Raw genomic sequence first — 22011 nt, forward strand, 5'->3', positions numbered from 1 at the left:
TAAGCACCTGCGGAATTCATACACGAATCTATCGATCTAATACCTTTCTGTTATTTGTTAACCCGGATTATGCATTATAAAATTTATTATGTATTTTAATTGCTTTAAATACGTTCGCTTCGCTATGCTTTTTAATGTAACCTAGCGTTGCCATGCTAATAATAAGAAAACATCCGCGTTTATCGCATTTGAACCTCTCACGACGAAGTTCTACAATATATTCCGGATTTAATTGCTAAAATTTTATAAATAATTCAAATTAAATATACTGCCAAATGAAGCCAGATCTTTTTGAAGCTCCTGATTATTATCTTATAGATGAATTATTGACAGAAGAACATAAGTTGGTTCGAGATGCCGCACGAAGTTGGGTAAAACGTGAGATCTCACCTATAATTGAAGACTACGCCCAACGGGCAGAGTTTCCGAATCAGATTATTAAAGGCTTGGCAGAGATTGGAGCTTTTGGACCTTATATTCCTGAAGAATATGGCGGTGCAGGACTGGATCAGATCAGCTACGGCTTGATTATGCAAGAAATAGAACGAGGTGACTCTGGGGTACGGTCAACCTCTTCGGTACAATCATCACTGGTTATGTATCCTATCTGGAAATATGGTAATGAAGAGCAACGTAAGAAATATTTACCCAAATTGGCATCTGGCGAGTTTATGGGATGTTTTGGGTTGACCGAGCCAGATCACGGTTCAAATCCAGGCGGAATGACAACTCATTTCAAAGATAAAGGAGATCATTATGTCCTAAATGGTGCTAAACTTTGGATCTCGAATGCACCTTTTGCAGATATTGCTGTAGTTTGGGCAAAAAATGAAGACGGTCGTATTCATGGGTTAATCGTCGAGCGTGGCATGGAGGGTTTCTCTACTCCCGAAACTCATCATAAATGGTCATTACGGGCATCGGCAACAGGAGAGCTGATTTTTGACAATGTGAAAGTCCCAAAAGAGAATCTATTACCAAATAAGAGTGGATTGGGAGCACCGTTGGGGTGTTTGGATTCTGCTCGATATGGTATCGCATGGGGTGCTATAGGTGCAGCCATGGATTGCTATGATACTGCTTTGCGGTATGCCAAAGAACGTACTCAGTTTGATAAGCCCATAGCAGCAACACAATTACAGCAAAAGAAATTGGCAGAAATGATTACCGAAATTACTAAAGCGCAATTACTCGCCTGGCGCCTGGGAGTGTTGCGTAATGAAGGTAAAGCTACCAGTGCTCAGATCTCTATGGCCAAGCGTAATAATGTCGATATGGCTATTCGTATTGCCAGGGAAGCACGGCAAGTGCTAGGTGGCATGGGTATTACAGGAGAATATAGTATCATGCGCCATATGATGAATTTGGAAAGCGTAATTACATATGAAGGAACACATGATATTCATTTATTGATTACCGGATTGGATATCACCGGACATTCTGCTTTTAAATAATTTAAAGCGTTCTTTGTACCAATAGTAGCATAAAACGGTACAATTATAACTGTTTTAACATATTTGAGGCAGGTTTAAATGTAAGATTCTCCTGTACCGAAATACAGGAGAATCAAGGGAATTACAAAAAATCAGCAAACCGCCGACAAATTAAAGGGGGCATCTGTACCTCCTTGGGATCCAATATCGATATCGCCTACCCCTAGTCTCCTTCGAGTATTGGATCTTTTTTATAACCCTGATCAAAAGATTAGGGTTGCGCTAACTTAAAATAGTTGTAAATGTTTTTTCATTTACAGTACAAGAATACAGCTTGCCAGTTTCATTTTTTGATACTGGCATATTTTTTTTGAAATTTTTTCATTTTTATTCTTTTCTTCAGTAAATCTGGCGATAGCATAAACTGTTTTTAAACTATTACATCTTTTTACCTATTTTATTTACAACTTTTCAAGAAGACTTCTTTGATCGACATATTTCTTTTTTAAAGGATATAACTCCTGCTCTCAGGAATGGTAAACCTATCAAATTGGTTATCCCCTAAAAGAGTGAATTTGATTAGTAGTCCCCTCTGTATTAAAAAATCCTACTCTAAAACTTACCGCTTTTTCATATACAAAGCTTTGTGAAGCTACATCGTAGATAACAGGCGCGTTTAATTCACGCATCGTGCGGATAGTTCGATACAATTTAGTTTTAGAGATTTCTAATCGATTTGCCAGTTCACTAGGGCTGCCCGTAGCCCTTAAGTAAATGAGTTGATCGATACGTTTAATTAATTCAATTTGCTTGATGATTACATTCATACTGGTTCCCTTTTATTGTTACTTTTGGTCAATTTTATATTTGGGGTTGTGTATGAATGTTGTACTCAGAGAATTTGTTTCCTAAAATTGGGCTTTTTTTAAACCGTTTGCCTAATTACTGCGAACAGTCCTTATCCTAGCCTAACCTATAGATCATAAAATGCAATGATTAGTAGTTGATATTATATTTAAATTACTACTATCTTGTTATGTGGCAGAAACAAATCAGTTCAGGTAAACGATACTAATCTATGACACATTGCAGGTGTGCAAAAATCCAACTATCAGACAATTTAAATTAATGCATATTAGAGTAGTATTCCTTTCAATACAAAAGGCTTTTAGTAGAATACCTAATGGAGTATAGCGGGAAGTAAAGTTTTTAATCTAGTAAAGCTTCCTTTAAACGAATAGCATCTTTTTTATATAAACCGTTGTATTGTATAATGGCGTTGAGTAGCGGCTTCATCTTTTGAATTTTACCCAGTTTGAGATATGTTAATAAAAGATACCATCTCGAATTTTCATAATATGGGCTGTCTTCAGGAATACTTTCAAATAGTAGGATGGCTTTTTGTTCAGTATTAGTATTCATATAACTATTTCCCAAATACAATTTGTATTGGTCATTAATATTGGCTTTATTTTCCAGAGCTTCGATAACGCGAGTATAGTTTTGATTAACATAACTACTTACAACATCCTGTAATTCGGTAATGGGCTTTCCTCGAGTGATATCCTCTGCCGGAAAGGGTTGGTAATATGTTGCATAAAGTTCTTGTGTTCGATTTTGCGAGTCAAACGTATACCAAAAGAAGGAAGCTATACCCAAAATAATAACAATAGATGCTGCGATTCGCCAATTTGAAGAAAAAAATGGTTGGGAAGCAGAATGTTCTTCCTCTTTTTTAATCTTTTTAGAAATTGTTACCAATTTTTCTTTAAACTTCAAAGTATCCCGATCACTTAGGGTTTGGTGTAAGGATCGATGTTTTTCAACTTCGTTTTGCAGTTCGACAGTATTGGCTATTTCTTTTTCAAACGCCAATACTTCATCCTGGGATAGCGTATTATTAAGATATGCTTCTATTTTTTCAAATATTTCTGGAGTTCGTTCCATTAATTTTATTTCTTTTCAAGAATTTGTTGTAACTCTTTGTATATGGGATCTTTTTCGATCATATGGATCAAAGATTGTTTACACTCAAATTTCTTTTTCCTGGTATACGTTTCAGAATACCCGGTAATACCTGATATTTCTTTCATACTTTTGCCTTCAAAAACCAAAGAAAGTACTTCTTTGCAGCGGTCGCTAAGTCGTATAAAATACTTTCGATACACGTGATCACGTTCGTTCCTTTCAATCTCTTGGATGATTGCTGGATGTACAGATTCAGTAGTTACGCTTAGATCATCTGTACGCACTATTTTTTTATTTTTTCGTAAGCGATTTCTCCAAATATTCTTACACACCCCATAAAAGTAGGTTTGTAATGATGAATGTAATACTAGAGCATCTGTTTTTGCTTTTTGATAAACCAACACCATCGCGTCCTGAAACACATCTTCAACATCTTCTTCATTGCCAGAATTCTGAAGGATATATCCCTTGATATAGGGCAGGTTTTTCTTATAAAACGCTGTGATAGTACCTTCATCACCGGCTGCAATACCTTCCAAAATTTTGAGATCCTTGGCGTTGCTCATTGTTTTATGTAGTAGGGTACAAGATTGTTACCTTATTTTTAATTTTTTAATATATATTTAACTAAAGTTGTTCTCGTAGTATTTCTCTCTTTATTGAATTGATCAAATTGATAAGTATTAAATGTAATGTACAATACGCTTTTATTTGTTATGTAAAAGTAACAATTTTAGTTTCTTTGCTATTAACCAAGAAGCATATTTATAACACCACATCGGGTGCTGCAATTTTTAAGCGTGGTACATTGGGGCGTTTTCAGAAAGGATACATAATAATGAAGCAGATGTTTAAATTAGTACTATTTTTATTTGTGTCGATTGGATTTAGTCAAAATCAAACCGATACCATTCCTGCATTCCAATACTTTAAAAAAGCAGATTCATTATTCGCACAAAAAAAACTTGATAGTGCAGTAGTGTATTTTAAAAAAGCATTGCCTGTTTATAAAAAAGCTGAGGCATGGGAGCAGGTGGTGAGGTGTTATGATAAAATTTCTGAAAGTCATAAAGAAAACGATAGCTATAATAAGGCAACAAACTATGCTAAAAAAGCACTGAAAGTGCAAAGAAAATTTTTCCGAAAAAGTGACGTAGAAGAACAAGAAATCTTATATAAGATTGGAATAATTTATCATCTTCAAGATGATTATAAAAATGCATTGAAACAATACTTTGAAGCTTTAAAATTAGTCCATTTAAATAATGAAAATTTTAATTTGGTTGCCAAAATCTATAGTAGTATGGCCGCGGTCCTATATAATACTGGAAAGCTTAAGCAAGCTGAGCACTATCAACGAAAGGCAATAGACTTAACACAATCTCCTTATTGTAGCTTAAGAACGAAGAGTATTTCATCTTTCTATAATAATATGGGAAGAATATATAGCTATATAGATAAGCTAGATGAAGGAATGAAATATCACAAAAAAGCACTTTCTATGGCTCAAAATGATTCGACAGATAATTATTTAGAATTGGCGTTTTCATTTGATGGGATAGGGATCGTTCACGAAAGACAAGGTAATTACAATAAAGCTCTTATATGTTATAAAAAACGATTGAAATACCTTAGAAAAGCTTATGGTAAAGATGACAATAGAACTTTAAAAGCTTCTAGCAAAATAGGTATAATTTATAGAAAAATGGGGAGGTACGATTTAGCTTTGAAGCTTTACAATAAAGAATTAAAATCAGAAATCGAAAAAAATAATGAAGAAAGTCTTAATGTCGCAAATTTATGTAATAATTTAGGAGTTGTCTATAAGTATAAAGGTCAGTACAATAAAGCGCTGACTTATTTCAAAAAATCTATTCTCATCAATTCTCGTTTCAGAAGTGAAACTAATCATTATGTTGCAAGAAATTATAATAATGTAGGCAAAGTCTTTGAATTAATGGGTTTATACGAAAAATCATTATACTATTTTAATAAATCTCTTGACATCAGAAAAAAAATATACGGTAATACTCATGGTTCAATATCAGAATCCTATGACAACATCGGAATAATATATCGTATTAAAGAGCAATGTCATAGAGCTTTATCCTATTTAGAAAAATCACATAAAATAAAAACCTCTATTTTTGGTTTATTTCACCCTGAAACTGCAAACTCCTACGAAAATATTGGAACACTCTATTTGAGAACAGGCAACATCGAGTTATCATTACAAAACTACCAGGAAGCACTTGATATACGTCTTACAGTTTTTGGAGAACACCATCCTAAAGTAGCTCTTCTACATAATTATATGGCAGAAGCTTACTTTATAAAAGAAGATTTCAAAAATGCATTACTCCATTATAAAAAAGCGGTAGACGCCAATCTGATACTAGACAAGAACTATCAATATCTCGATCAAACAATTATACTCACTACGCTTAAAGGCCAAGCCAAAACTTACGAAGCTTTATATAAACAAAATAGCAATAGAAATAATCTTAGCCAGGCTATAAAGACCTATCAAAAAGCTGACACCATCATCAATCGGATTAGACAAAGTTTTACCAATTATCAAGATAAGATTGCCTTTGCCAAAACCGCAAAAGAAATCTATCAGGGTGCTATTGCTATACAACTTTTACACTACAAAATCGATAAAGATCCCTATGCGCTAGAGCAAGCCTTTTATTATGCCGAGCGCAGTAAAGCCAACACCCTAAATGAGTTGCTACATACTACCAATGCTATTAATTTTACAGGATTACCCACGACGGTGACAGCGCTTGAAAAAGAATTACGCATTGATTATGCCTTTTATCAATCACAACTTACAAAAGAGCTGTCTGCTCAAGAAAAGGATGCAGTAAAAATTTCAGAATATGAGGGTAAAATATTTGACATCGGTAGGCGACAAGATTCATTGACTGAGGTATTAGAAAACCAATATCCTAAATACTATCAGCTAAAACATAAAAATAATAGATATGCTCTGGCTGATATTCAAAAAAAACTTACCAAAAACAAAACTATGATCGAGTTTTTTACCTCAGACAGTACGACCTATGTTTTTACTATTTCAAAAGAAGCTGTTGCGGTTAAAGAACTTTTAACCCCCAAACTCAAAAAATATCTTGAAGAATTTCGTGAAACTATTACATCTAAAAACCTATCACACTATAAAGCATCTGCTTACCAACTTTATCAACAACTCTTGGCTCCGGTAGCTCATCAATTGATAGGAGATGAATTGATCATCGTACCCGATGGACCGTTATGGCATCTTAATTTTGATTTGTTACTAACTCAGAACGACGCTTCAAACAACCCAAAAAAGTTATCGTACCTACTTAACGACTTTGCCATTACCTATGCCAACTCTGCCAATTTATTGTTTCCTACGACACCTACAGATCATAAGATCCAAAAACGGGAAGAATGTTTGGCATTTTCATTTTCAGATAGTTCCAAGGGTATCGACAACCAAAGTATGAGTTTGGCAGCGTTAAGAGACGCAGGAAACGATTTACCGGGAACCCGTAAAGAGATCAGAGCTATTTCTGAGATTATTGATGGGCGGTACTATTATGGATCAGAAGCAAAAGAGTCAAATTTTAAGAAAAATGCCAATCGATACAATATCTTACACCTGGCCTTGCATGGCGAAGTAGATAACGAAAGACCAGAAAACTCAAAGCTGTACTTCACAAAAGCCAAGGATACTGTAGAAGATAATTTTCTGTATAGTCATGAGTTGTTTGCTTTGGATATCCCTGCAGAGCTTACGGTATTGAGTGCATGTAATACCGGGACCGGTAAAATTGCCAAAGGAGAAGGAATCATGAGTCTGGGCAATGCTTTTCAATATGCAGGAACCAAAAGTTTGTTGCTAAGTAGCTGGGAAGTCTCTGATCACACCACACCACAGTTAATGAAGTATTTCTACAGCAATTTGAAAAAAGGAACAAACAAAGCAAAAGCATTACAGCAAGCCAAACTGCAGTATTTATATACCGCCAACCCAAATCGCGCACATCCCTTCTATTGGGGAGGTTTTTATTTGGTCGGTGATGCAGCACCCATTCAATTTGCCAAGGATTTAACGTGGTATTGGGTGTTGGGGGCACTGATATTTATATTCTTATTAGGAGGCCTATTTTGGTATGTTAAGCCTGGTAAATAATCTTCAACAAGCTGAAATAACAAAAGAATGTATACCACTATAAAATCAATGTCACCTGCACATGTCGAAATGCAAATTCAGGTTCTACCAAAGGTTTTCTATTGGTAATAGTATAATACCTCACCGCATCAAAATTGTCGTAGCATTCTTCCCTTTAGGTTTTAGAAGCATATTTGTGTAATTTTGCAGCGGAATTTAACCTATATGAAAATATTTGGACATCGTGGTGCCGCTGGTCTGGTAGCAGAAAATACATTGGCATCTATCGCAGAAGCACTCATTCATCCTATCGACGGAATCGAAATAGACGTACACTGTTGTAAATCTGGAGAATTGGTGGTCATTCATGACGAAACTCTTGCCCGAACCACTAATGGTATAGGTGATATTGCGGATTGCACTCTTGAGCAGTTAAAACAGTTTACTACTAAAGAAGGTTTTTTAATACCTACGCTAGCCGAAGTTTTGCAGTTCGTTAACGGTCGATGCACATTGAATATCGAACTTAAAGGAAAAAAAACCGCATTACCTACTCTAGATTTGATAGAACAATATATCCAACAAAGAGACTGGGAGTTTCATGATTTTATACTTTCCAGTTTTGATCATTCACAATTATTTGATATTCAAAAGAAAACTACTAAGTTTAAATTAGGAGTGCTTACCGAAGAAAATAGTAAAGCTGTGCTATCAACGGCTCATAATTTGGAAGCGTATTCTATTCATCCACCCGTTGCATCCCTTACCAAAGACGATGTGATGCAAATACATGATCACGGATTCAAACTTTATGTCTGGACCGTAAACAAAGAATCGTCGATACGCCGATTAAAAAAATGGAATGTAGACGCAATTATCACAGATTTTCCAAACTTTGCATGATACATTATGATCTTATTATCGTAGGTGGTGGAGCTGCCGGTTTTTTTACAGCTATTAATGCGGCTGAACATAATACGGCGCTAACTATTGCTATACTAGAAAGAGGAAAAGAAGTACTTTCTAAAGTACGTATATCTGGAGGAGGTCGATGTAATGTAACACATGCCGAATTTATTCCAAATGAGTTAAGTAAAAACTACCCTCGGGGTGAAAAAGAACTTAAGGGTCCTTTTCACACTTTTATGACCGGTGATACTATGGATTGGTTCGATCGAAGAGGTGTCGAATTAAAGATTGAAGAAGATGGGAGAATCTTTCCTGTCTCTAACGACTCTCAAACGATTATTGATTGTTTTTTATCGGAAACCAAGCGGTTGGGTATTGAAGTACATACTCAACATGCGGTAAAAGATGTTCAGCAGGAAAATGACATTTGGAAAATCGAAACCACTCAGGGAAAGTATTCGGCTACAAAATTATTGATCGCTACGGGAAGTAATCCAAAAATATGGAACATACTTCAAAAATTAGGGCATACTACGGTTAGTCCCGTTCCTTCATTATTTACTTTCAATATTAAGGATTCGAGAATTAAAGCGTTACCAGGAGTAGTGACTCGTGCTACTGTAAGCGTCGAAAATTCAAAACTAATTAGTGAAGGACCTCTGCTCATTACGCACTGGGGTATGAGTGGTCCTGCCGTACTAAAACTATCGGCCTGGGGAGCTGTAGCATTACACAAGCTTAACTATGATTTTACAATTAAGGTAAACTGGCTTCGGCACTATACTCAGCAAGAGATTTTTGATGAGTTAAAACTTCTCAAGACCGATCATGCACGGCAACACTTATATACAAACACTCAGTTTGAACTGCCAAAAAGACTTTGGCAAAGTTTGGTAATTGCTTCCGGAATTCAGGAAAATACACGATGGGCAGATGTTAATAAACAGCAACTTCTTCAGTTATCAAAAGAACTTACTGAAGGTATTTTTTTGGTTCATGGAAAAAGTACATTTAAAGAAGAATTCGTAACCGCAGGTGGTATCGACCTGAAAGAAGTAAACTTTAAAACGTTTGAAAGTAAAAAATTCAAAAATCTCTATTTTGCAGGTGAAGTGTTAAATATTGATGCTATTACCGGTGGATTCAATTTTCAAAATGCCTGGACGGGTGGTTTTATAGCAGCACGAGCTATTGCTTTAGATTCAAATTGAAATATAATTAAGGCACAGATTAAGTTTAAATTTTAATACGTAAAGCCAAAGGCATATAACGAACCTGTGATGATATGACGGATTCTATTCGAGCATTCAAATCAAAAACACAACAGCTAAAATGAAGATTAATAAAATTTAAATATGTGAAACGAACATTAATAAATTTTAAAAATTACTTCACAAAAGGAAATGTTTAAAATTTTTAATGTGAGAGCGTAGCGGTTACATACGTTCTCAATTTTTTAATTATTTCGTTTTCAAACAATTAAAAAGATTTAAACGTATGAAAACACACATTGCTTTATTGCGAGGAATAAACGTTGCCGGACAAAAGAAAATCAACATGAGTGATTTAAAATCTTTGTTTGAAAAACTTGGCCTCACATCGGTTACTACATATATTCAAAGCGGTAACGTTGTTTTTAATAGCACGTCAAACAATACAGAGAAACTGCGTAGTGATATTGAAGAAGGGATACATAAAACATTTGGTTATTTCGTTCCTGCTATCGTATTTGCTAGCGATTCCTTAAACACAATTTATACTAACAATCCATTTTTAAAACGAATACAAAATGGAGAAATTAAAGAAAATAAGATGTATTTTACATTTATGAGCAGCCTGCCTATTATTGCTAATTTAGAAAGCCTTCAGGTATTTTCTTCAGGCAAAGAAGCCTTTCAAATACAGGAGAACGTAATTTATCTATTTGCTGCTAATGGATATGGAAAAACCAAGCTGAATACCGTGTTTTTTGAGAAAAAATTAAATTGTACCGCCACTACCAGAAACCTGAAGACCGTAGGTAAATTACTCGAAATAAGTAATCTAATGACTTGATTATCAGATATCCCATTCGCTATTCTCATAATTTTATTGTACATTAAGAGGGTCAAATCAACATCCCCGTAGTTATGAAAAAAATTACCTCTCTCCTTCTATTTGCTTTTTGTATTTGTAATGGTTTATACACGGCAAATGCATGTAACGATAAAGAACCGGTAAAACAGCTGTTTCTGGATTATTTAAACAAGATGAACAACCTAAATCAAGGTGCTCAAAAAAAAAGTATACTGTCATTATATGATGAAAAATACAGCGGTAACACGGTATACGTAAACTTATCCGGCGCACTGGTAAGAAAAAATTACACCAAAAAAGATATTGCGTCTCAATTGGATGATATTATCAACGATGACAATTATAAATTCAAGCTTACACTTGATAAAATCGTGTATCAAATTCAAAAAGAAAGAGCAGGCACCATTTCGGCAGTAATCAATTTTGAATCTTTTATAGAGAAGAAAATAGCAGAAAAAGGGACGATCTTAATGGACGTAGTCGCTATTCGTATCAATAGTGAATGGAAAATAGCACAAAATAATATGGTTCGAGTGTCTGAGGCAAAAGATATAGGTGAATGTGTTTGTTATGTATACGGAAAAGGAAACACCAAATTTGTTACTGAAGTATATTTCCCATCGGGATTAGAATATAGCCAGGAGCTGGGGTCATTTCAGGTAACTGAAAGAGATAACAAAAGAATTATAAAATCAGATAATAACGAATTTTATTGGGATAAAGATAGCGGAAAACTGATATTTAAAGGTAACGAAATAGGAAAAGCTACAGAGGCAAAAAAAGCCATAGAATACGTGCTGAAAAATTTGTACAAAGCCTCCTGCGTTAATATCGTTTTTAATTGACCCGCTTTTGTCTAATAGCTTATCGTTACATTAAAACACGCTCAATATATAGACCATTTCTTATATAATCGTACTATCCTTTAAAAAACCTCGCCATGAGATCTCAATGGCCTGATTAATGTGTTTTTCTTGCAATTTGATCTGCTCGTTTTCATGTATTTTCACAAGAGAAACGACATTGCCAAAAAACAATTCTTCCATGACTAATGTATTATACGATTTAAACACTTTTTGTCGAATACCCTTTTTAAAATATTCTTCAATTTCGTGGTAATATGTCCTGGCTTTATCTTTGAGAGATTGTGGAATTTCTGGAGAACGGGCAATTTGTTCAGAAAATATAAATGCCAAAGGATTATTTACAAAATAATAAAACAGATTTAGCCACATCACCGTAAATTGTTTTTTGATATCCTCTTCTGGCACATTACGCATAACAACAGTTCCAAAATCCTGAGTAAGCATTAAATACAATTCGGTAATAATCTCTTCTTTATTTTTAAAATGATGATATACAGTACCATTGGCTACACCCGATTCTTTAATAATTTGTGAGAGAGAAGTAGCACCGATTCCTTGTTTAGTTATTAATTCTAGAGTAGTCTGTAAGACTATTGCTTTTTTACTCATAAAAAACTGAAATTCCTTATTCTAATCATTTAATTTAGTTGCCATATGCCAAAATTTAATGCAGTTGCAAAAGCAACCCAGACAGCATAAGGGATAAGTAGGTAAGCGGCAATACTGTGTACAATAGTAAACCATTTAATTGTAAATAACAATAGGATAAGTAGGGCAATTATATCCAATAATGCGATCAGCGGACTTTGCAATCCGAAGAATAAGATGGACCATGCTGCATTAAGCAGCAATTGAAATCCAAAATGATATAACGCAGTTTTTACCCATTTATGATAAAAGCCTTTACTCCATACTATTCCGGCAGCAATGCCCATAAGAATATATAGAATAATCCATACCGGAGCGAAAATCCAACTCGGTGGGGTGAAGGATGGTTTTTTAAGGTTAACATACCAGGTATCAATAGAACTTTGAGTAGCAATACTGCTTAAAAAGCCCACCAGTAAACATATGGAAACGGCAATACCAATACGAATGAACCTTTTTTTCATTAAAATTAAGTAACGTCGTACTAAAATAGCAATTTATTTTTACTCCCTAGGTGTCAAAATAGCTTATACGACCTATATTTGCCTAAAATATTGTACTGTAATGACAGATTATCCCGAGTTTATGTTATCTACTACACGACCATTACCCGACGAGGGAGTTATTTCGTGCGCTTCGCCCAGCAATATAGCTTTAGTTAAATACTGGGGTAAACGCCCTATTCAATTACCTCAAAACACGTCTATTAGTTTTACACTCGATACCTGTAAAACTGTAACGAATCTAACCTTCGTAAAGCGAGATACCGCTGCTGATAATTTTGATTTTGAACTCATTTTTGAAGGGCAACCCAAACCTGATTTCAAACCTAAGATTCAGGATTTTTTTGAACGAATTGCACCGTATCTTCCTTTCTTACAACAATACACGTTCACTATCGAGACCCATAATACATTTCCTCATAGCAGTGGGATCGCGTCATCTGCAAGCGGTATGAGCGCTCTGGCGTTTTGCTTAATGCATTTGGAAAAGAAGATAAACCCTGCTATTTCAGATCCAGAACTCATAAAAAAAGCTTCATTTTTAGCTCGTTTAGGCTCAGGAAGCGCCTGTAGAAGTTTAGAAGGACCAGTTACCGTTTGGGGAAAACATGAGGCTATACCAGGAAGTAACGACGCTTTCGCCATTAAATTTCCAGAAAACCTGCATCAAAATTTTGAGCACTATCAAGATACGATCTTATTGATCGACAAAGGTGAAAAACAGGTAAGTAGTACCGTTGGTCATGATCTTATGCACGATCATCCTTTTGCTTCAAAACGTTTTGAACAGGCTTCAAAAAATACCAAAAAACTAAAAAACATATTACGCTCTGGTGATGTAGACGCTTTTATTGAAGTAGTTGAAAGTGAAGCACTTACACTTCATGCTATGATGATGACATCGTTACCCTATTTCATCTTAATGAAGCCCAACACGCTTTCGGTACTACAAAAAATATGGGAATATCGAAAAAACACTGATTCTAAAATCTGTTTTACACTTGATGCAGGAGCTAATGTACATCTTTTGTATCCTGAAGTTGAAAAAGTTCAGGTTTCAGAATTCATTAACAACGAGTTAGTTGCATATTGTCAGAATGGACAGTATATTTGTGATAAAATAGGATTTGGTGTCAAATTGTTGTAACTTTAATTCTATTTGGAATACAAATACAACATAATTAGGGATATAAAGTAATGAAGGGACCTTTATTTTATTCGAAAATACTATTGTTTGGTGAATACGGTATTATCAAAGATTCAAAAGGTCTTTCTATACCTTATAATTTCTTTAAAGGAGCTTTAAAAGTTTCTGAAACACCAGATGATGAAGCTACAAAATCCAACCAAAATCTTAAAAACTTCGCTACATATTTAGAAGAAGTTGACGCTCAAGAAATTGTAAATTTTAACTTTAAGAGGTTGCATAATGATATCGACCAAGGGATGTATTTTGACAGTAGCATTCCTCAGGGATATGGTGTAGGTAGTAGTGGCGCATTGGTTGCTGCCATTTATGACAAATATGCTTTTGATAAGATTACCGTTTTGGAAAATCTTACCCGTGATAAGTTGTTAAAACTTAAAGAAATTTTTGGTTTGATGGAATCTTTTTTTCACGGAAGTAGTTCTGGACTTGACCCATTAAACAGTTATTTAAGTCTTCCTATTTTGATCCACTCTAAAGACAATATTGAGCCTGCCGGGATTCCGTCCCAAAGTATCGAAAATAAAAAAGGAGCGGTTTTTCTATTAGACAGTGGAATCGTGGGAGAAACCGCTCCCATGGTGAGCATTTTTATGGAAAGTATGAAGCAAGAAGGCTTTCGTAGTATGCTTAAAAACCAATTTGTAAAATATACCGATGCTTGTGTAGATGACTTCTTAAAAGGAGATGTGAAATCTCTGTTTTCTAATATCAAACAGCTTTCTCATGTGGTTTTAGATAATTTCAAACCTATGATTCCAAAAGAGTTTCATAGCCTTTGGAAAAACGGAATTGAAACTAACGATTATTACCTAAAACTATGTGGCTCTGGTGGAGGCGGTTATATTTTAGGGTTTACTCAGGATTTTGAAAAAGCACAAGCCTCTCTTAAAGATTATAAATTAGAAGTAGTTTATAACTTTTAAGAAGCATATCTGATGCTCAGCAGAAAGCAAAAACTCTTTTTCTTAAAATTACTGAGTTTATTTTCTGTTGTCCGAGGTTATAACATTCTTGTTATTGTGCTTGCACAGTATTTAACTGCTGTATTTATTCTGGCTCCTCACCTTCGTTTAAAAAATGTAGTTTTTGACCCTAACCTTTTTGTTATCGTATTAGCATCTGCAGCAGTTATTGCTGCCGGTTACATCATTAACAATTTTTATGATAAAGAAAAAGACCTTATCAATAGGCCACAAAAAACGATGTTAGATCGTTTGGTAAGTCAGCAAACAAAACTAACAGGATATTTTTTATTGAATTTTCTATCTGTAGTACTAGCGAGTTACGTCTCGTTTAGGGCAGTTCTTTTTTTTTCGGTCTACATTTTTGGGATCTGGTTGTATTCTCACAAATTAAAAAAATACCCTCTTATCGGTAATATTTTTGCGGCGATACTAGCTATCACCCCATTTTTTGCCATATTTATTTACTATAAAAACTTTGAAGAAGTCATTTTTGTTCATGCTGCCTTTTTGTTTTTAATGCTGATCATTAGAGAAATGGTGAAAGATTTAACCAACTTAATAGGTGATATGGCACAAAATTATCAGACAATACCCGTAGTTTATGGGGAGAACACCTCAAAACGCATGATTACTATCCTAATACTACTTTCATGTTTTCCAGTATACCTATTGCTTACATTGTATGAGATTGGCTTTATGTTTCTCTATTTTTATGGGTGTATACTGCTTCTCTTTTTATTTCTGGTAGCACTATGGATATCAAAAGACAAAAAATACTATGTATGGCTGCATAATATTATAAAACTAATCATTGTAGCGGGAACTTTTAGCATTATACTAATCGATATCCATATGATCCTCGATCGGATAATGTGGTAAAAAGAAAAGCAGCTTACATTTCTTCAAATGTAAACTGCTCTTCTTCGGTTTTTTTGGCTAACTCAATTATGCATTCTGTGGTTTTGTAATGGTTACAGAAAGTGTATATATTCTATTTGTATTTTTTACTTTCTCAACAACCACTTTCTTATAATTAAGTCGTGATTTAATGTAATCAATTACAAGATCTTTTTCAGAATCAACATCTAATACTACAAGTTCTCCTTTTTTATTCAAGGTAAATTGAATACTTGCGGTAAGATCGCTTTTTTCGACATCAATTTGTGGATTCTTCAAAAGTTTAGCCACCTCATCTCTAATCAATTGATCTGACTCTAGAGGGTTGCCTTCTAAAGCATACGCTTGTCCAGCTCCTAGAACTAACGCGAATAAAACAATAAATAACTTTTTCATTTTTTTTGTTTTTAAAGGTTTTAATTTTTGATATTAATTGTTATAAACTTATGGTTCAAATGTAGTACAGTGTTTTTCAAAACTTCTATCTTTCATTTTATTAGAATGTATATTTTTGATTACTCTTACGTTAAACTGGCCAGGTTTTAACATAAAAAACATACTGACTATACTTTACTTTTTATAAGTTCGATATTAAAAAATCGATACTAAAATTATCGAAGTTTTATTATATTGTTAGCAAACGCATGAAGCTATTATTAATTGTCTTTTTTAAAAATAATTTCAATGTTATGTAAAGGTTATGAACGTGGTTTTCTGATCTGCCTGCAGTAATACTAAAGGTTTGAAAGCCAATTTTTTATATATTAATTTTTTGTTAATCAAACGTTGTGATTTTCTAAAAAAATCCATGCTAAGGGATAGATGCTATTAAAATATATTCTCAAATGACAGATCCATTATTAACCGTTGCTCTCGCACAAATTTCACCCATATGGTTAGATAAAAAAGCAACGTTAAAAAAAGTTGAAGCCGCAATAGTCGATGCAGCTTCAAAAGATGCGGCACTCGTAGTGTTTGGCGAAGCATTACTACCGGGATACCCTTTTTGGATATCGTTAACCGATGGAGCTAAATTTGACAGTACTATTCAAAAGGAATTACATGCACACTATGCCCAAAATGCAATTATTTTGGAACATGGAGATTTAAATACGGTTTGTGAGCTAGCCTCAAAACACAAAATTGCTATTTATCTAGGTATAATTGAGCGTCCATTGGATCGAGGCGGACATAGCTTATATGCTTCTTTGGTGTATATTAATGAAATGGGTGAGATCAAATCTGTACATAGAAAGCTACAGCCCACTTATGAAGAACGATTAACGTGGGCCCCTGGTGATGGCAATGGTTTGCTAGTGCATCCATTAAAGGCGTTTACCCTAGGAGGGTTAAATTGCTGGGAGAATTGGATGCCACTGCCCAGGGCTTCACTTTATGCTCAGGGAGAAAACCTTCATATTGCAGTTTGGCCGGGAAGCGATTATAATACCAGGGACATAACGCGATTTATCGCTAGAGAATCCAGGTCTTATGTTATTTCAGTATCTAGTATAATGAGAAAAGAAGATATTCCGGATACTACACCCCACGCTGATCTTATTATGAAAGCCTCTCCCGATATTTTAGGAAACGGAGGTTCGTGTATTTCCGGACCTAATGGAGAATGGATTCTAGAACCTGTTTTAAATGTAGAAGAAATTTTAATCGTGACGTTAGATTTTAACACTGTGTTGCAAGAACGTCAAAATTTTGATCCGGTAGGTCATTACGCTAGACCCGATGTTACTCAGTTGCATGTGAATAGACAGCGGCAAAGTACAATACGGTTCGATCAAGAATAATTGTTAAACCTATGAAGGAATCAAGTATCTTTGCAAAAAAATTATGATATGGGTCGTGGAGATAGTTCTCAAAGAAAAAATAGCGGGGGAAGACAAGGCAAATCTAAAAACAAATCGATACCTCAACATAAGATAGCTGCCAAAAAAGTAAAGAATACGACTAAAAAAGTATCTAACACAGATGAAATACGTCTCAACAAATTTATAGCGAATTCTGGTGTATGCTCTCGAAGAGAAGCAGACTTATACATTCAAACAGGAAGTGTTTGGGTAAACGGAAAGCCCGTTACCGAAATGGGATACAAGGTAAAGCTAACCGATGAAGTAAAGTTTGATGGTCGATTAATAACTCCCGAAAAAAAGGAATACATCCTCCTGAATAAGCCTAAAGGCTTTGTAACCACCACAAGTCCAGAAAAAACCAGAACTGTGATGCAATTGGTAGCTAATGCATCTAAAGCCAAGTTAAAACCCGTCGGGCGTTTAGAACGCAATACTACAGGGCTCTTACTGTTTACTAATGACGTAGACCTTGAAAAAAAATTAACTCACCATAAAAGTGGAGTGCGAAAAATTTTTCACGTTGAATTAGATCGCAATCTAAAATTTGAGGATGTGGAAAAAATAAAGGAAGGAATCAAGCTACAAGAGGGTTTTATACAGGTTGATGATATTTCATATATCGAGGGCGCCTCTAAAAATGAGATTGGGGTACAATTACAATCTTCTAAAAACAACGTTATTCAAAAGCTTTTTGAGCATCTTAAGTATAACGTTATCAAATTGGATCGTGTTATTTTTGCTGGATTAACCAAGAAAGACCTACCTCGTGGTCACTGGAGAAAACTTACCGATCAAGAAGTGATTAATTTGAAAATGTTGTAGAGACTGCTGTAGGCTTAGTTGTATTTCTATATATTTCATAACCCAAAACTGTAAATACAATTAGATATTCTACTCCCACTATCCATAAGTTTTCTCTAAATTCAGGGTGCGCATATGCTGTATAACTTAAAATGGCTACAAATGACCAAACGATAGGGAATTTATAATTAGTGAATATACACAAGAATAAAGGTACAGCAATATACCATGGGTGTACCGTAGTAGATAAAAAATAGTATGTACTAATACCTAGCAACATGACAGTAATCAATTGCTGTGTGGTTCTATTTTTTCTGAAAAAAGTCAGCGCCATAAGAATAGCGATGGTAATTAGGGGTAATATTTTACCTGCCGTTTCGATAACATTCCACCCCACGATTTGATACCCAATTGATCTAATTATGTAATAGATACTTGCATTAAATTCAAAATTCTGAAACCATAGTGTGATTGTTTTTTTAAAATTAAGAAAAAAGGCTCCTGATACAAAGGGAACAAAAGTTAGAAAAACAGTCAATACTACGCTACTATAGAAACCTATTAATTTTAGGACTCCTTGCCAAAGGTGGAGCTTTTTGGCGTCTGGATTTTTATTACCTACAAATTTTTGAAAAAATAAAGGTAAAAACAGAAGAGGAATCAACTTCACTGAAACCGAAAGTCCTAAAACCACCGCAGCCCAAAACCAATATCCTTTGTGTAGTAAATATAGTGACCAAATGAGAAAAAACACCATTACTGCTTCAAAATGAAGATTTCCGGTTAATTCTATAATGATAAACGGATTTAGGATATACCAAAATATTCGTTTTTCATTGAGGTTAATTGCTTTTAACAACTTTTTTCCGAAGAAAAAAGTACCCATATCAGCTAAAATAAGAAGTGCCCGAAGTACAATAACAGACCCAAGAATACTTTTCCCGGCGAATAAAGCCGCGATAAAATAACATAACTGACTTATAGGGGGATAGTTCGTGTAGTGACTTCCGTTTAGTTCTCCCATACCTAGATATAGTTCTTGTGCCTGAGAAATTGGCGAATTGCCTTGCACTATCCAAACCTCGGGTAGGGATAAGTACGGATTATAGCCTTGCATCAACATTCGCCCATCCCAGATAAACCGATAAAAATCCTGTGATAGATTAGGGATAGCCATTAGAAAAACCAATCGAAATAACAATGCCGAAACAGCCAGAAGCTTCCAATTTGAAGCATGTACTTGAATAAGTGTATAAGAAATAATAATCAATACCACCCACTGGCAAATGATTTTAATAAAATCGGTACGTACCGTGTCATAGGCAAAGTTCGTATAAAAAAGAAGGGATATGATCATCAGAAGTATGGAAAATTTATGATATTTCCACGTTTCTAACATCACTAAAGTTTAGAGGTAACCGACTTCAGAAAAACAAATCCGAATCCTAAAAATAACATGATATGAAATAAAAACAGGCCAAAATCCTGCAATTCGAATGCACTATACAAAGCAAAACCAAAATAAGCCATCAATAGCGCTTCTATAATGGTGTTTCCAGAAATATTCTTGTTTATGTATTTATTGCCTTTCCAGGTATCTTTTAAACTGTTGATGTTAAACTTTGGTGTACGCACAAATTCACTTTTTTTACCAAAATGACCTTCTAAAACAGCCATAGAGTTATGGACAGAGAACCCCATAGCAATCGAGAAAAAAGTAAAAAACATTTTAATATATTCTATAAAGTTCCAGAAACCTTTACCATGAATTTTTTTAAAAGTGTGCCAATAGCAAAGAAAAAATATGACTGTACTTAATGCAAAAAATGCAATTACGTTGAAGTACCAGCTAAACATAGGGTTATTGTTTTTAATATACATAACAGGCACGCTTAGTACAGCTACAAGCAATACCAATAGAAACATACTACTGTTTAATAAATGAAAGAAGCTATGAAACTTTGTTTTAAAAGGTACCGATTTGTCTTTAAGTAGTTTCCAGTATAGTTTTTGAAAGTTTTCGGCTGCACCTTTATTCCATCGAAATTGTTGTGAGCGTGCTGCACTTATAACTACTGGTAATTCTGCAGGTGTTTCTACCTCTTCTAGATATTTAAATTTCCACTTTTTTAGCTGTGCACGATAGCTTAGATCCAAATCTTCAGTAAGTGTATCTCCTTGCCAATTACCAGCATCTTCAATACAGGTTTTTCGCCAAACCCCGGCAGTACCATTAAAGTTTATAAAATGATCTTTATAATTACGACCCACTTGTTCCATAGTAAAATGAAAATCCAGAGCAAACGCCTGTATTTTGGTAAGCATAGAATAGTCTCTATTAATGTGTCCCCATCTTGTTTGTACTACGCCAATGCTTTCATCTTTAAAGTAAGGGATAGTTTGCATCAGCCAATTTGTACCCGGAAGAAAATCTGCATCAAAAATAGCAATGTAATCTCCTTTTGCAATTTTTAGACCTTCTTTTAGGGCTCCTGCCTTGAAACCAACTCTATCCTTACGCCGAATATGTTTGATATCCAGCCCTTTTTCCTGTAATTTATTGATTTGAGCTGCAGTAGTATCCACCGATTCATCTGTAGAATCATCTAACACCTGAATTTCTAGTTTATTTTTAGGATAGGTCAAAGCTGCAATGTTTTCGAGCAATCGCTCCATGACATACAGTTCGTTAAATACCGGTAATTGTATAGTTACCTGCGGAATCTCTTCTTCTTTCGAGAAATCGAAGGTTGGAGCATTATCCGGTTGCTTTTTTGCTTTCAAATAATTTATGAGCAGATTCAGTTGTGCCAGACTATACATAAATATAATCCATAAAGCCAGGGTGTAGGTTATGATGATAGCAATATCCATTATGAAAAGCTATATTTAAAAATCCAACTTAAAATCTTAATGCCTGCAAATATAGCACCTTTTATGGTTCCTGAAACTTTTGAGACTCCTATTCTCTTTCTATAGCGAACAGGAACCTCGGTATACGTATACCTTTTTTTCAACACTTTTAATTGCATTTCTACAGTCCAACCATAGGTTTTGTCTGTCATTTCTAAGGCTAACAGTGTATCATATTTGATGGCCCTAAAAGGTCCCAAATCTGTAAATTTAGCATTAAAAAAAAGTTTCATCAGGCTTGTAGCCAGCCAGTTTCCAAATATTTGGGGAAACGTCATCGATCCAGATTCCCGTAATTTTTTTACTCTCGAACCTATGACGAGGTCTATATCGTTTTCAAGAATAGGAGTAATAAGCTGCGTAAGTTCTTCGGGATAATCACTATAATCACCATCGAGAAAAACAACAATATCTGGCTTTGGTGTTATAGAGGCAATGTACTCCATACCTTTCAAACAAGCGTACCCGTATCCTTTTTTTGGTTCTCGAAGTACGGTAGCTCCGGCATTTTGTGCTACAGTTTCCGTAGTATCTGTAGAATTATTACTCACTACAATAACTTCAGAAACTATATTCGGTATATGGTTAATAACAAGACCGATTGAATCTTCTTCGTTAAAAGCGGGAATGATAACTTTAATAATTGGAGGCATATTATCTATAAAGAAGCTTTAGGATTATCTCTTTAGAAACTGAAAATATCGGTTCATTCGCTGGTTTTTTCATTACTTATACAACATTCAGCTCTAAAACGCTTATGCTTATGATATCATAAGTAATATCCTTCCTTTT

General features: G+C 34.7%; 20 protein-coding genes. 11 read left to right on the forward strand and 9 right to left on the reverse strand.

Features of this window, described 5'->3' with window-relative positions; translation table 11 throughout:
* The first annotated feature begins 275 nt into the window (after nt 1–275).
* On the forward strand, nt 276–1454 hold the full coding sequence (locus J8281_RS06060) for an acyl-CoA dehydrogenase family protein (RefSeq protein WP_210196702.1): 1179 nt from the start codon (nt 276–278) through the stop codon (nt 1452–1454).
* Nucleotides 1455–1987: 533 nt separating this feature from the next.
* On the opposite strand, the gene J8281_RS06065 is transcribed toward J8281_RS06060, so the two are convergent.
* The 3 genes from J8281_RS06065 to J8281_RS06075 all read right to left on the reverse strand — a co-directional run bounded on the left by J8281_RS06065 (nt 1988) and on the right by J8281_RS06075 (nt 3967).
* The gene (locus J8281_RS06065; RefSeq protein ID WP_210196703.1) at nt 1988–2260 is read right to left on the reverse strand and encodes a helix-turn-helix transcriptional regulator; all 273 of its coding nucleotides are present in this window, start codon (nt 2258–2260) and stop codon (nt 1988–1990) included.
* A 382-nt stretch (nt 2261–2642) separates the two neighbouring features.
* Complete coding sequence (locus J8281_RS06070) at nt 2643–3380, reverse strand: hypothetical protein (protein WP_210196704.1); 738 nt, start codon at nt 3378–3380, stop codon at nt 2643–2645.
* Between the two features lie 5 nt (nt 3381–3385).
* Nucleotides 3386–3967, reverse strand: a complete 582-nt coding sequence (locus J8281_RS06075; protein ID WP_210196705.1) for an RNA polymerase sigma factor — start codon at nt 3965–3967, stop codon at nt 3386–3388.
* 281 nt (nt 3968–4248) lie between these two features.
* Here J8281_RS06075 and J8281_RS06080 point away from each other — a divergent pair, with 281 nt between their 5' ends.
* The 5 genes from J8281_RS06080 (at nt 4249) to J8281_RS06100 (ending at nt 11396) form a co-directional block, all read left to right on the forward strand.
* Nucleotides 4249–7587 carry a CHAT domain-containing tetratricopeptide repeat protein gene (locus J8281_RS06080; protein ID WP_210196706.1) on the forward strand — a complete coding sequence of 1113 codons (3339 nt, stop codon included), beginning with the start codon at nt 4249–4251 and terminating at the stop codon, nt 7585–7587.
* 204 nt (nt 7588–7791) lie between these two features.
* Nucleotides 7792–8469 (forward strand): glycerophosphodiester phosphodiesterase family protein, encoded by a 678-nt coding sequence (locus tag J8281_RS06085; protein ID WP_210196707.1) that lies wholly within the window; start codon nt 7792–7794, stop codon nt 8467–8469.
* Nucleotides 8466–9686 (forward strand): NAD(P)/FAD-dependent oxidoreductase, encoded by a 1221-nt coding sequence (locus tag J8281_RS06090; protein ID WP_210196708.1) that lies wholly within the window; start codon nt 8466–8468, stop codon nt 9684–9686. The genes J8281_RS06085 and J8281_RS06090 overlap by 4 nt, the downstream gene beginning before the upstream one ends.
* Before the next feature lie 286 nt (nt 9687–9972).
* A complete protein-coding gene (locus J8281_RS06095; RefSeq protein ID WP_210196709.1) occupies nt 9973–10530 on the forward strand; it encodes a DUF1697 domain-containing protein in 558 nt (185 codons plus the stop codon).
* Between the two features lie 74 nt (nt 10531–10604).
* A complete protein-coding gene (locus J8281_RS06100) occupies nt 10605–11396 on the forward strand; it encodes a hypothetical protein (protein ID WP_210196710.1) in 792 nt (263 codons plus the stop codon).
* Between the two features lie 60 nt (nt 11397–11456).
* Here the strand turns inward: J8281_RS06100 and J8281_RS06105 are convergent, their stop codons facing one another.
* Complete coding sequence (locus J8281_RS06105; RefSeq protein ID WP_210196711.1) at nt 11457–12026, reverse strand: TetR/AcrR family transcriptional regulator; 570 nt, start codon at nt 12024–12026, stop codon at nt 11457–11459.
* Nucleotides 12027–12055: 29 nt separating this feature from the next.
* Nucleotides 12056–12529: a TspO/MBR family protein gene (locus tag J8281_RS06110; RefSeq protein ID WP_210196712.1), complete on the reverse strand. Its 474-nt coding sequence runs from the start codon at nt 12527–12529 to the stop codon at nt 12056–12058.
* A gap of 100 nt (nt 12530–12629) precedes the next feature.
* Here J8281_RS06110 and J8281_RS06115 point away from each other — a divergent pair, with 100 nt between their 5' ends.
* The 3 genes from J8281_RS06115 to J8281_RS06125 are packed head-to-tail and all read left to right on the forward strand — an operon-like array spanning nt 12630 to nt 15622.
* Nucleotides 12630–13715, forward strand: coding sequence for a diphosphomevalonate/mevalonate 3,5-bisphosphate decarboxylase family protein (locus J8281_RS06115; protein WP_371812589.1), 1086 nt, complete (start codon nt 12630–12632; stop codon nt 13713–13715).
* Between the two features lie 50 nt (nt 13716–13765).
* Complete coding sequence (locus J8281_RS06120; protein WP_210196713.1) at nt 13766–14701, forward strand: mevalonate kinase; 936 nt, start codon at nt 13766–13768, stop codon at nt 14699–14701.
* A gap of 12 nt (nt 14702–14713) precedes the next feature.
* On the forward strand, nt 14714–15622 hold the full coding sequence (locus J8281_RS06125; RefSeq protein ID WP_210196714.1) for a geranylgeranylglycerol-phosphate geranylgeranyltransferase: 909 nt from the start codon (nt 14714–14716) through the stop codon (nt 15620–15622).
* Nucleotides 15623–15688: 66 nt separating this feature from the next.
* On the opposite strand, the gene J8281_RS06130 is transcribed toward J8281_RS06125, so the two are convergent.
* Nucleotides 15689–16036, reverse strand: a complete 348-nt coding sequence (locus J8281_RS06130) for a hypothetical protein (protein ID WP_210196715.1) — start codon at nt 16034–16036, stop codon at nt 15689–15691.
* Between the two features lie 449 nt (nt 16037–16485).
* On the opposite strand from J8281_RS06130, the gene J8281_RS06135 reads away from it, so the two are divergent.
* Nucleotides 16486–17442 (forward strand): carbon-nitrogen hydrolase family protein, encoded by a 957-nt coding sequence (locus tag J8281_RS06135; protein ID WP_210196716.1) that lies wholly within the window; start codon nt 16486–16488, stop codon nt 17440–17442.
* 48 nt (nt 17443–17490) lie between these two features.
* Nucleotides 17491–18327 carry a pseudouridine synthase gene (locus J8281_RS06140; protein ID WP_210196717.1) on the forward strand — a complete coding sequence of 279 codons (837 nt, stop codon included), beginning with the start codon at nt 17491–17493 and terminating at the stop codon, nt 18325–18327.
* Here J8281_RS06140 and J8281_RS06145 read toward each other — a convergent pair.
* Genes J8281_RS06145 through J8281_RS06155 form a run of 3 tightly spaced genes read right to left on the reverse strand, consistent with a single transcriptional unit; the run spans nt 18308 to nt 21872 of the window.
* A complete protein-coding gene (locus J8281_RS06145) occupies nt 18308–19663 on the reverse strand; it encodes a mannosyltransferase (RefSeq protein ID WP_246848994.1) in 1356 nt (451 codons plus the stop codon). The genes J8281_RS06140 and J8281_RS06145 overlap by 20 nt on opposite strands.
* 44 nt (nt 19664–19707) lie before the next feature.
* Nucleotides 19708–21180, reverse strand: coding sequence for a cellulose synthase family protein (locus J8281_RS06150; protein WP_210196719.1), 1473 nt, complete (start codon nt 21178–21180; stop codon nt 19708–19710).
* A complete protein-coding gene (locus tag J8281_RS06155; RefSeq protein ID WP_210196720.1) occupies nt 21180–21872 on the reverse strand; it encodes a glycosyltransferase family 2 protein in 693 nt (230 codons plus the stop codon). Before J8281_RS06155 ends, J8281_RS06150 begins: the two co-directional genes overlap by 1 nt.
* Nucleotides 21873–22011 lie beyond the last annotated feature (139 nt).

The organism is Aquimarina sp. U1-2 (genome assembly GCF_017897595.1).
Classification (GTDB): Bacteria; Bacteroidota; Bacteroidia; order Flavobacteriales; family Flavobacteriaceae; genus Aquimarina.

What these genes read in the sequence shown, in the direction of transcription:
- J8281_RS06110 (WP_210196712.1), bottom strand. Translation starts at nt 12,529, where the DNA reads ATGAAAAAAAGGTTCATTCGTATTGGTATTGCCGTTTCCATATGTTTA.
- J8281_RS06080 (WP_210196706.1), top strand. Translation starts at nt 4,249, where the DNA reads ATGTTTAAATTAGTACTATTTTTATTTGTGTCGATTGGATTTAGTCAA.
- J8281_RS06105 (WP_210196711.1), bottom strand. Translation starts at nt 12,026, where the DNA reads ATGAGTAAAAAAGCAATAGTCTTACAGACTACTCTAGAATTAATAACT.
- J8281_RS06060 (WP_210196702.1), top strand. Translation starts at nt 276, where the DNA reads ATGAAGCCAGATCTTTTTGAAGCTCCTGATTATTATCTTATAGATGAA.
- J8281_RS06135 (WP_210196716.1), top strand. Translation starts at nt 16,486, where the DNA reads ATGACAGATCCATTATTAACCGTTGCTCTCGCACAAATTTCACCCATA.
- J8281_RS06155 (WP_210196720.1), bottom strand. Translation starts at nt 21,872, where the DNA reads ATGCCTCCAATTATTAAAGTTATCATTCCCGCTTTTAACGAAGAAGAT.
- J8281_RS06130 (WP_210196715.1), bottom strand. Translation starts at nt 16,036, where the DNA reads ATGAAAAAGTTATTTATTGTTTTATTCGCGTTAGTTCTAGGAGCTGGA.
- J8281_RS06125 (WP_210196714.1), top strand. Translation starts at nt 14,714, where the DNA reads ATGCTCAGCAGAAAGCAAAAACTCTTTTTCTTAAAATTACTGAGTTTA.
- J8281_RS06120 (WP_210196713.1), top strand. Translation starts at nt 13,766, where the DNA reads ATGAAGGGACCTTTATTTTATTCGAAAATACTATTGTTTGGTGAATAC.
- J8281_RS06085 (WP_210196707.1), top strand. Translation starts at nt 7,792, where the DNA reads ATGAAAATATTTGGACATCGTGGTGCCGCTGGTCTGGTAGCAGAAAAT.
- J8281_RS06095 (WP_210196709.1), top strand. Translation starts at nt 9,973, where the DNA reads ATGAAAACACACATTGCTTTATTGCGAGGAATAAACGTTGCCGGACAA.
- J8281_RS06150 (WP_210196719.1), bottom strand. Translation starts at nt 21,180, where the DNA reads ATGGATATTGCTATCATCATAACCTACACCCTGGCTTTATGGATTATA.
- J8281_RS06065 (WP_210196703.1), bottom strand. Translation starts at nt 2,260, where the DNA reads ATGAATGTAATCATCAAGCAAATTGAATTAATTAAACGTATCGATCAA.
- J8281_RS06100 (WP_210196710.1), top strand. Translation starts at nt 10,605, where the DNA reads ATGAAAAAAATTACCTCTCTCCTTCTATTTGCTTTTTGTATTTGTAAT.
- J8281_RS06070 (WP_210196704.1), bottom strand. Translation starts at nt 3,380, where the DNA reads ATGGAACGAACTCCAGAAATATTTGAAAAAATAGAAGCATATCTTAAT.
- J8281_RS06075 (WP_210196705.1), bottom strand. Translation starts at nt 3,967, where the DNA reads ATGAGCAACGCCAAGGATCTCAAAATTTTGGAAGGTATTGCAGCCGGT.
- J8281_RS06145 (WP_246848994.1), bottom strand. Translation starts at nt 19,663, where the DNA reads ATGATCATATCCCTTCTTTTTTATACGAACTTTGCCTATGACACGGTA.
- J8281_RS06090 (WP_210196708.1), top strand. Translation starts at nt 8,466, where the DNA reads ATGATACATTATGATCTTATTATCGTAGGTGGTGGAGCTGCCGGTTTT.
- J8281_RS06115 (WP_371812589.1), top strand. Translation starts at nt 12,630, where the DNA reads ATGACAGATTATCCCGAGTTTATGTTATCTACTACACGACCATTACCC.
- J8281_RS06140 (WP_210196717.1), top strand. Translation starts at nt 17,491, where the DNA reads ATGGGTCGTGGAGATAGTTCTCAAAGAAAAAATAGCGGGGGAAGACAA.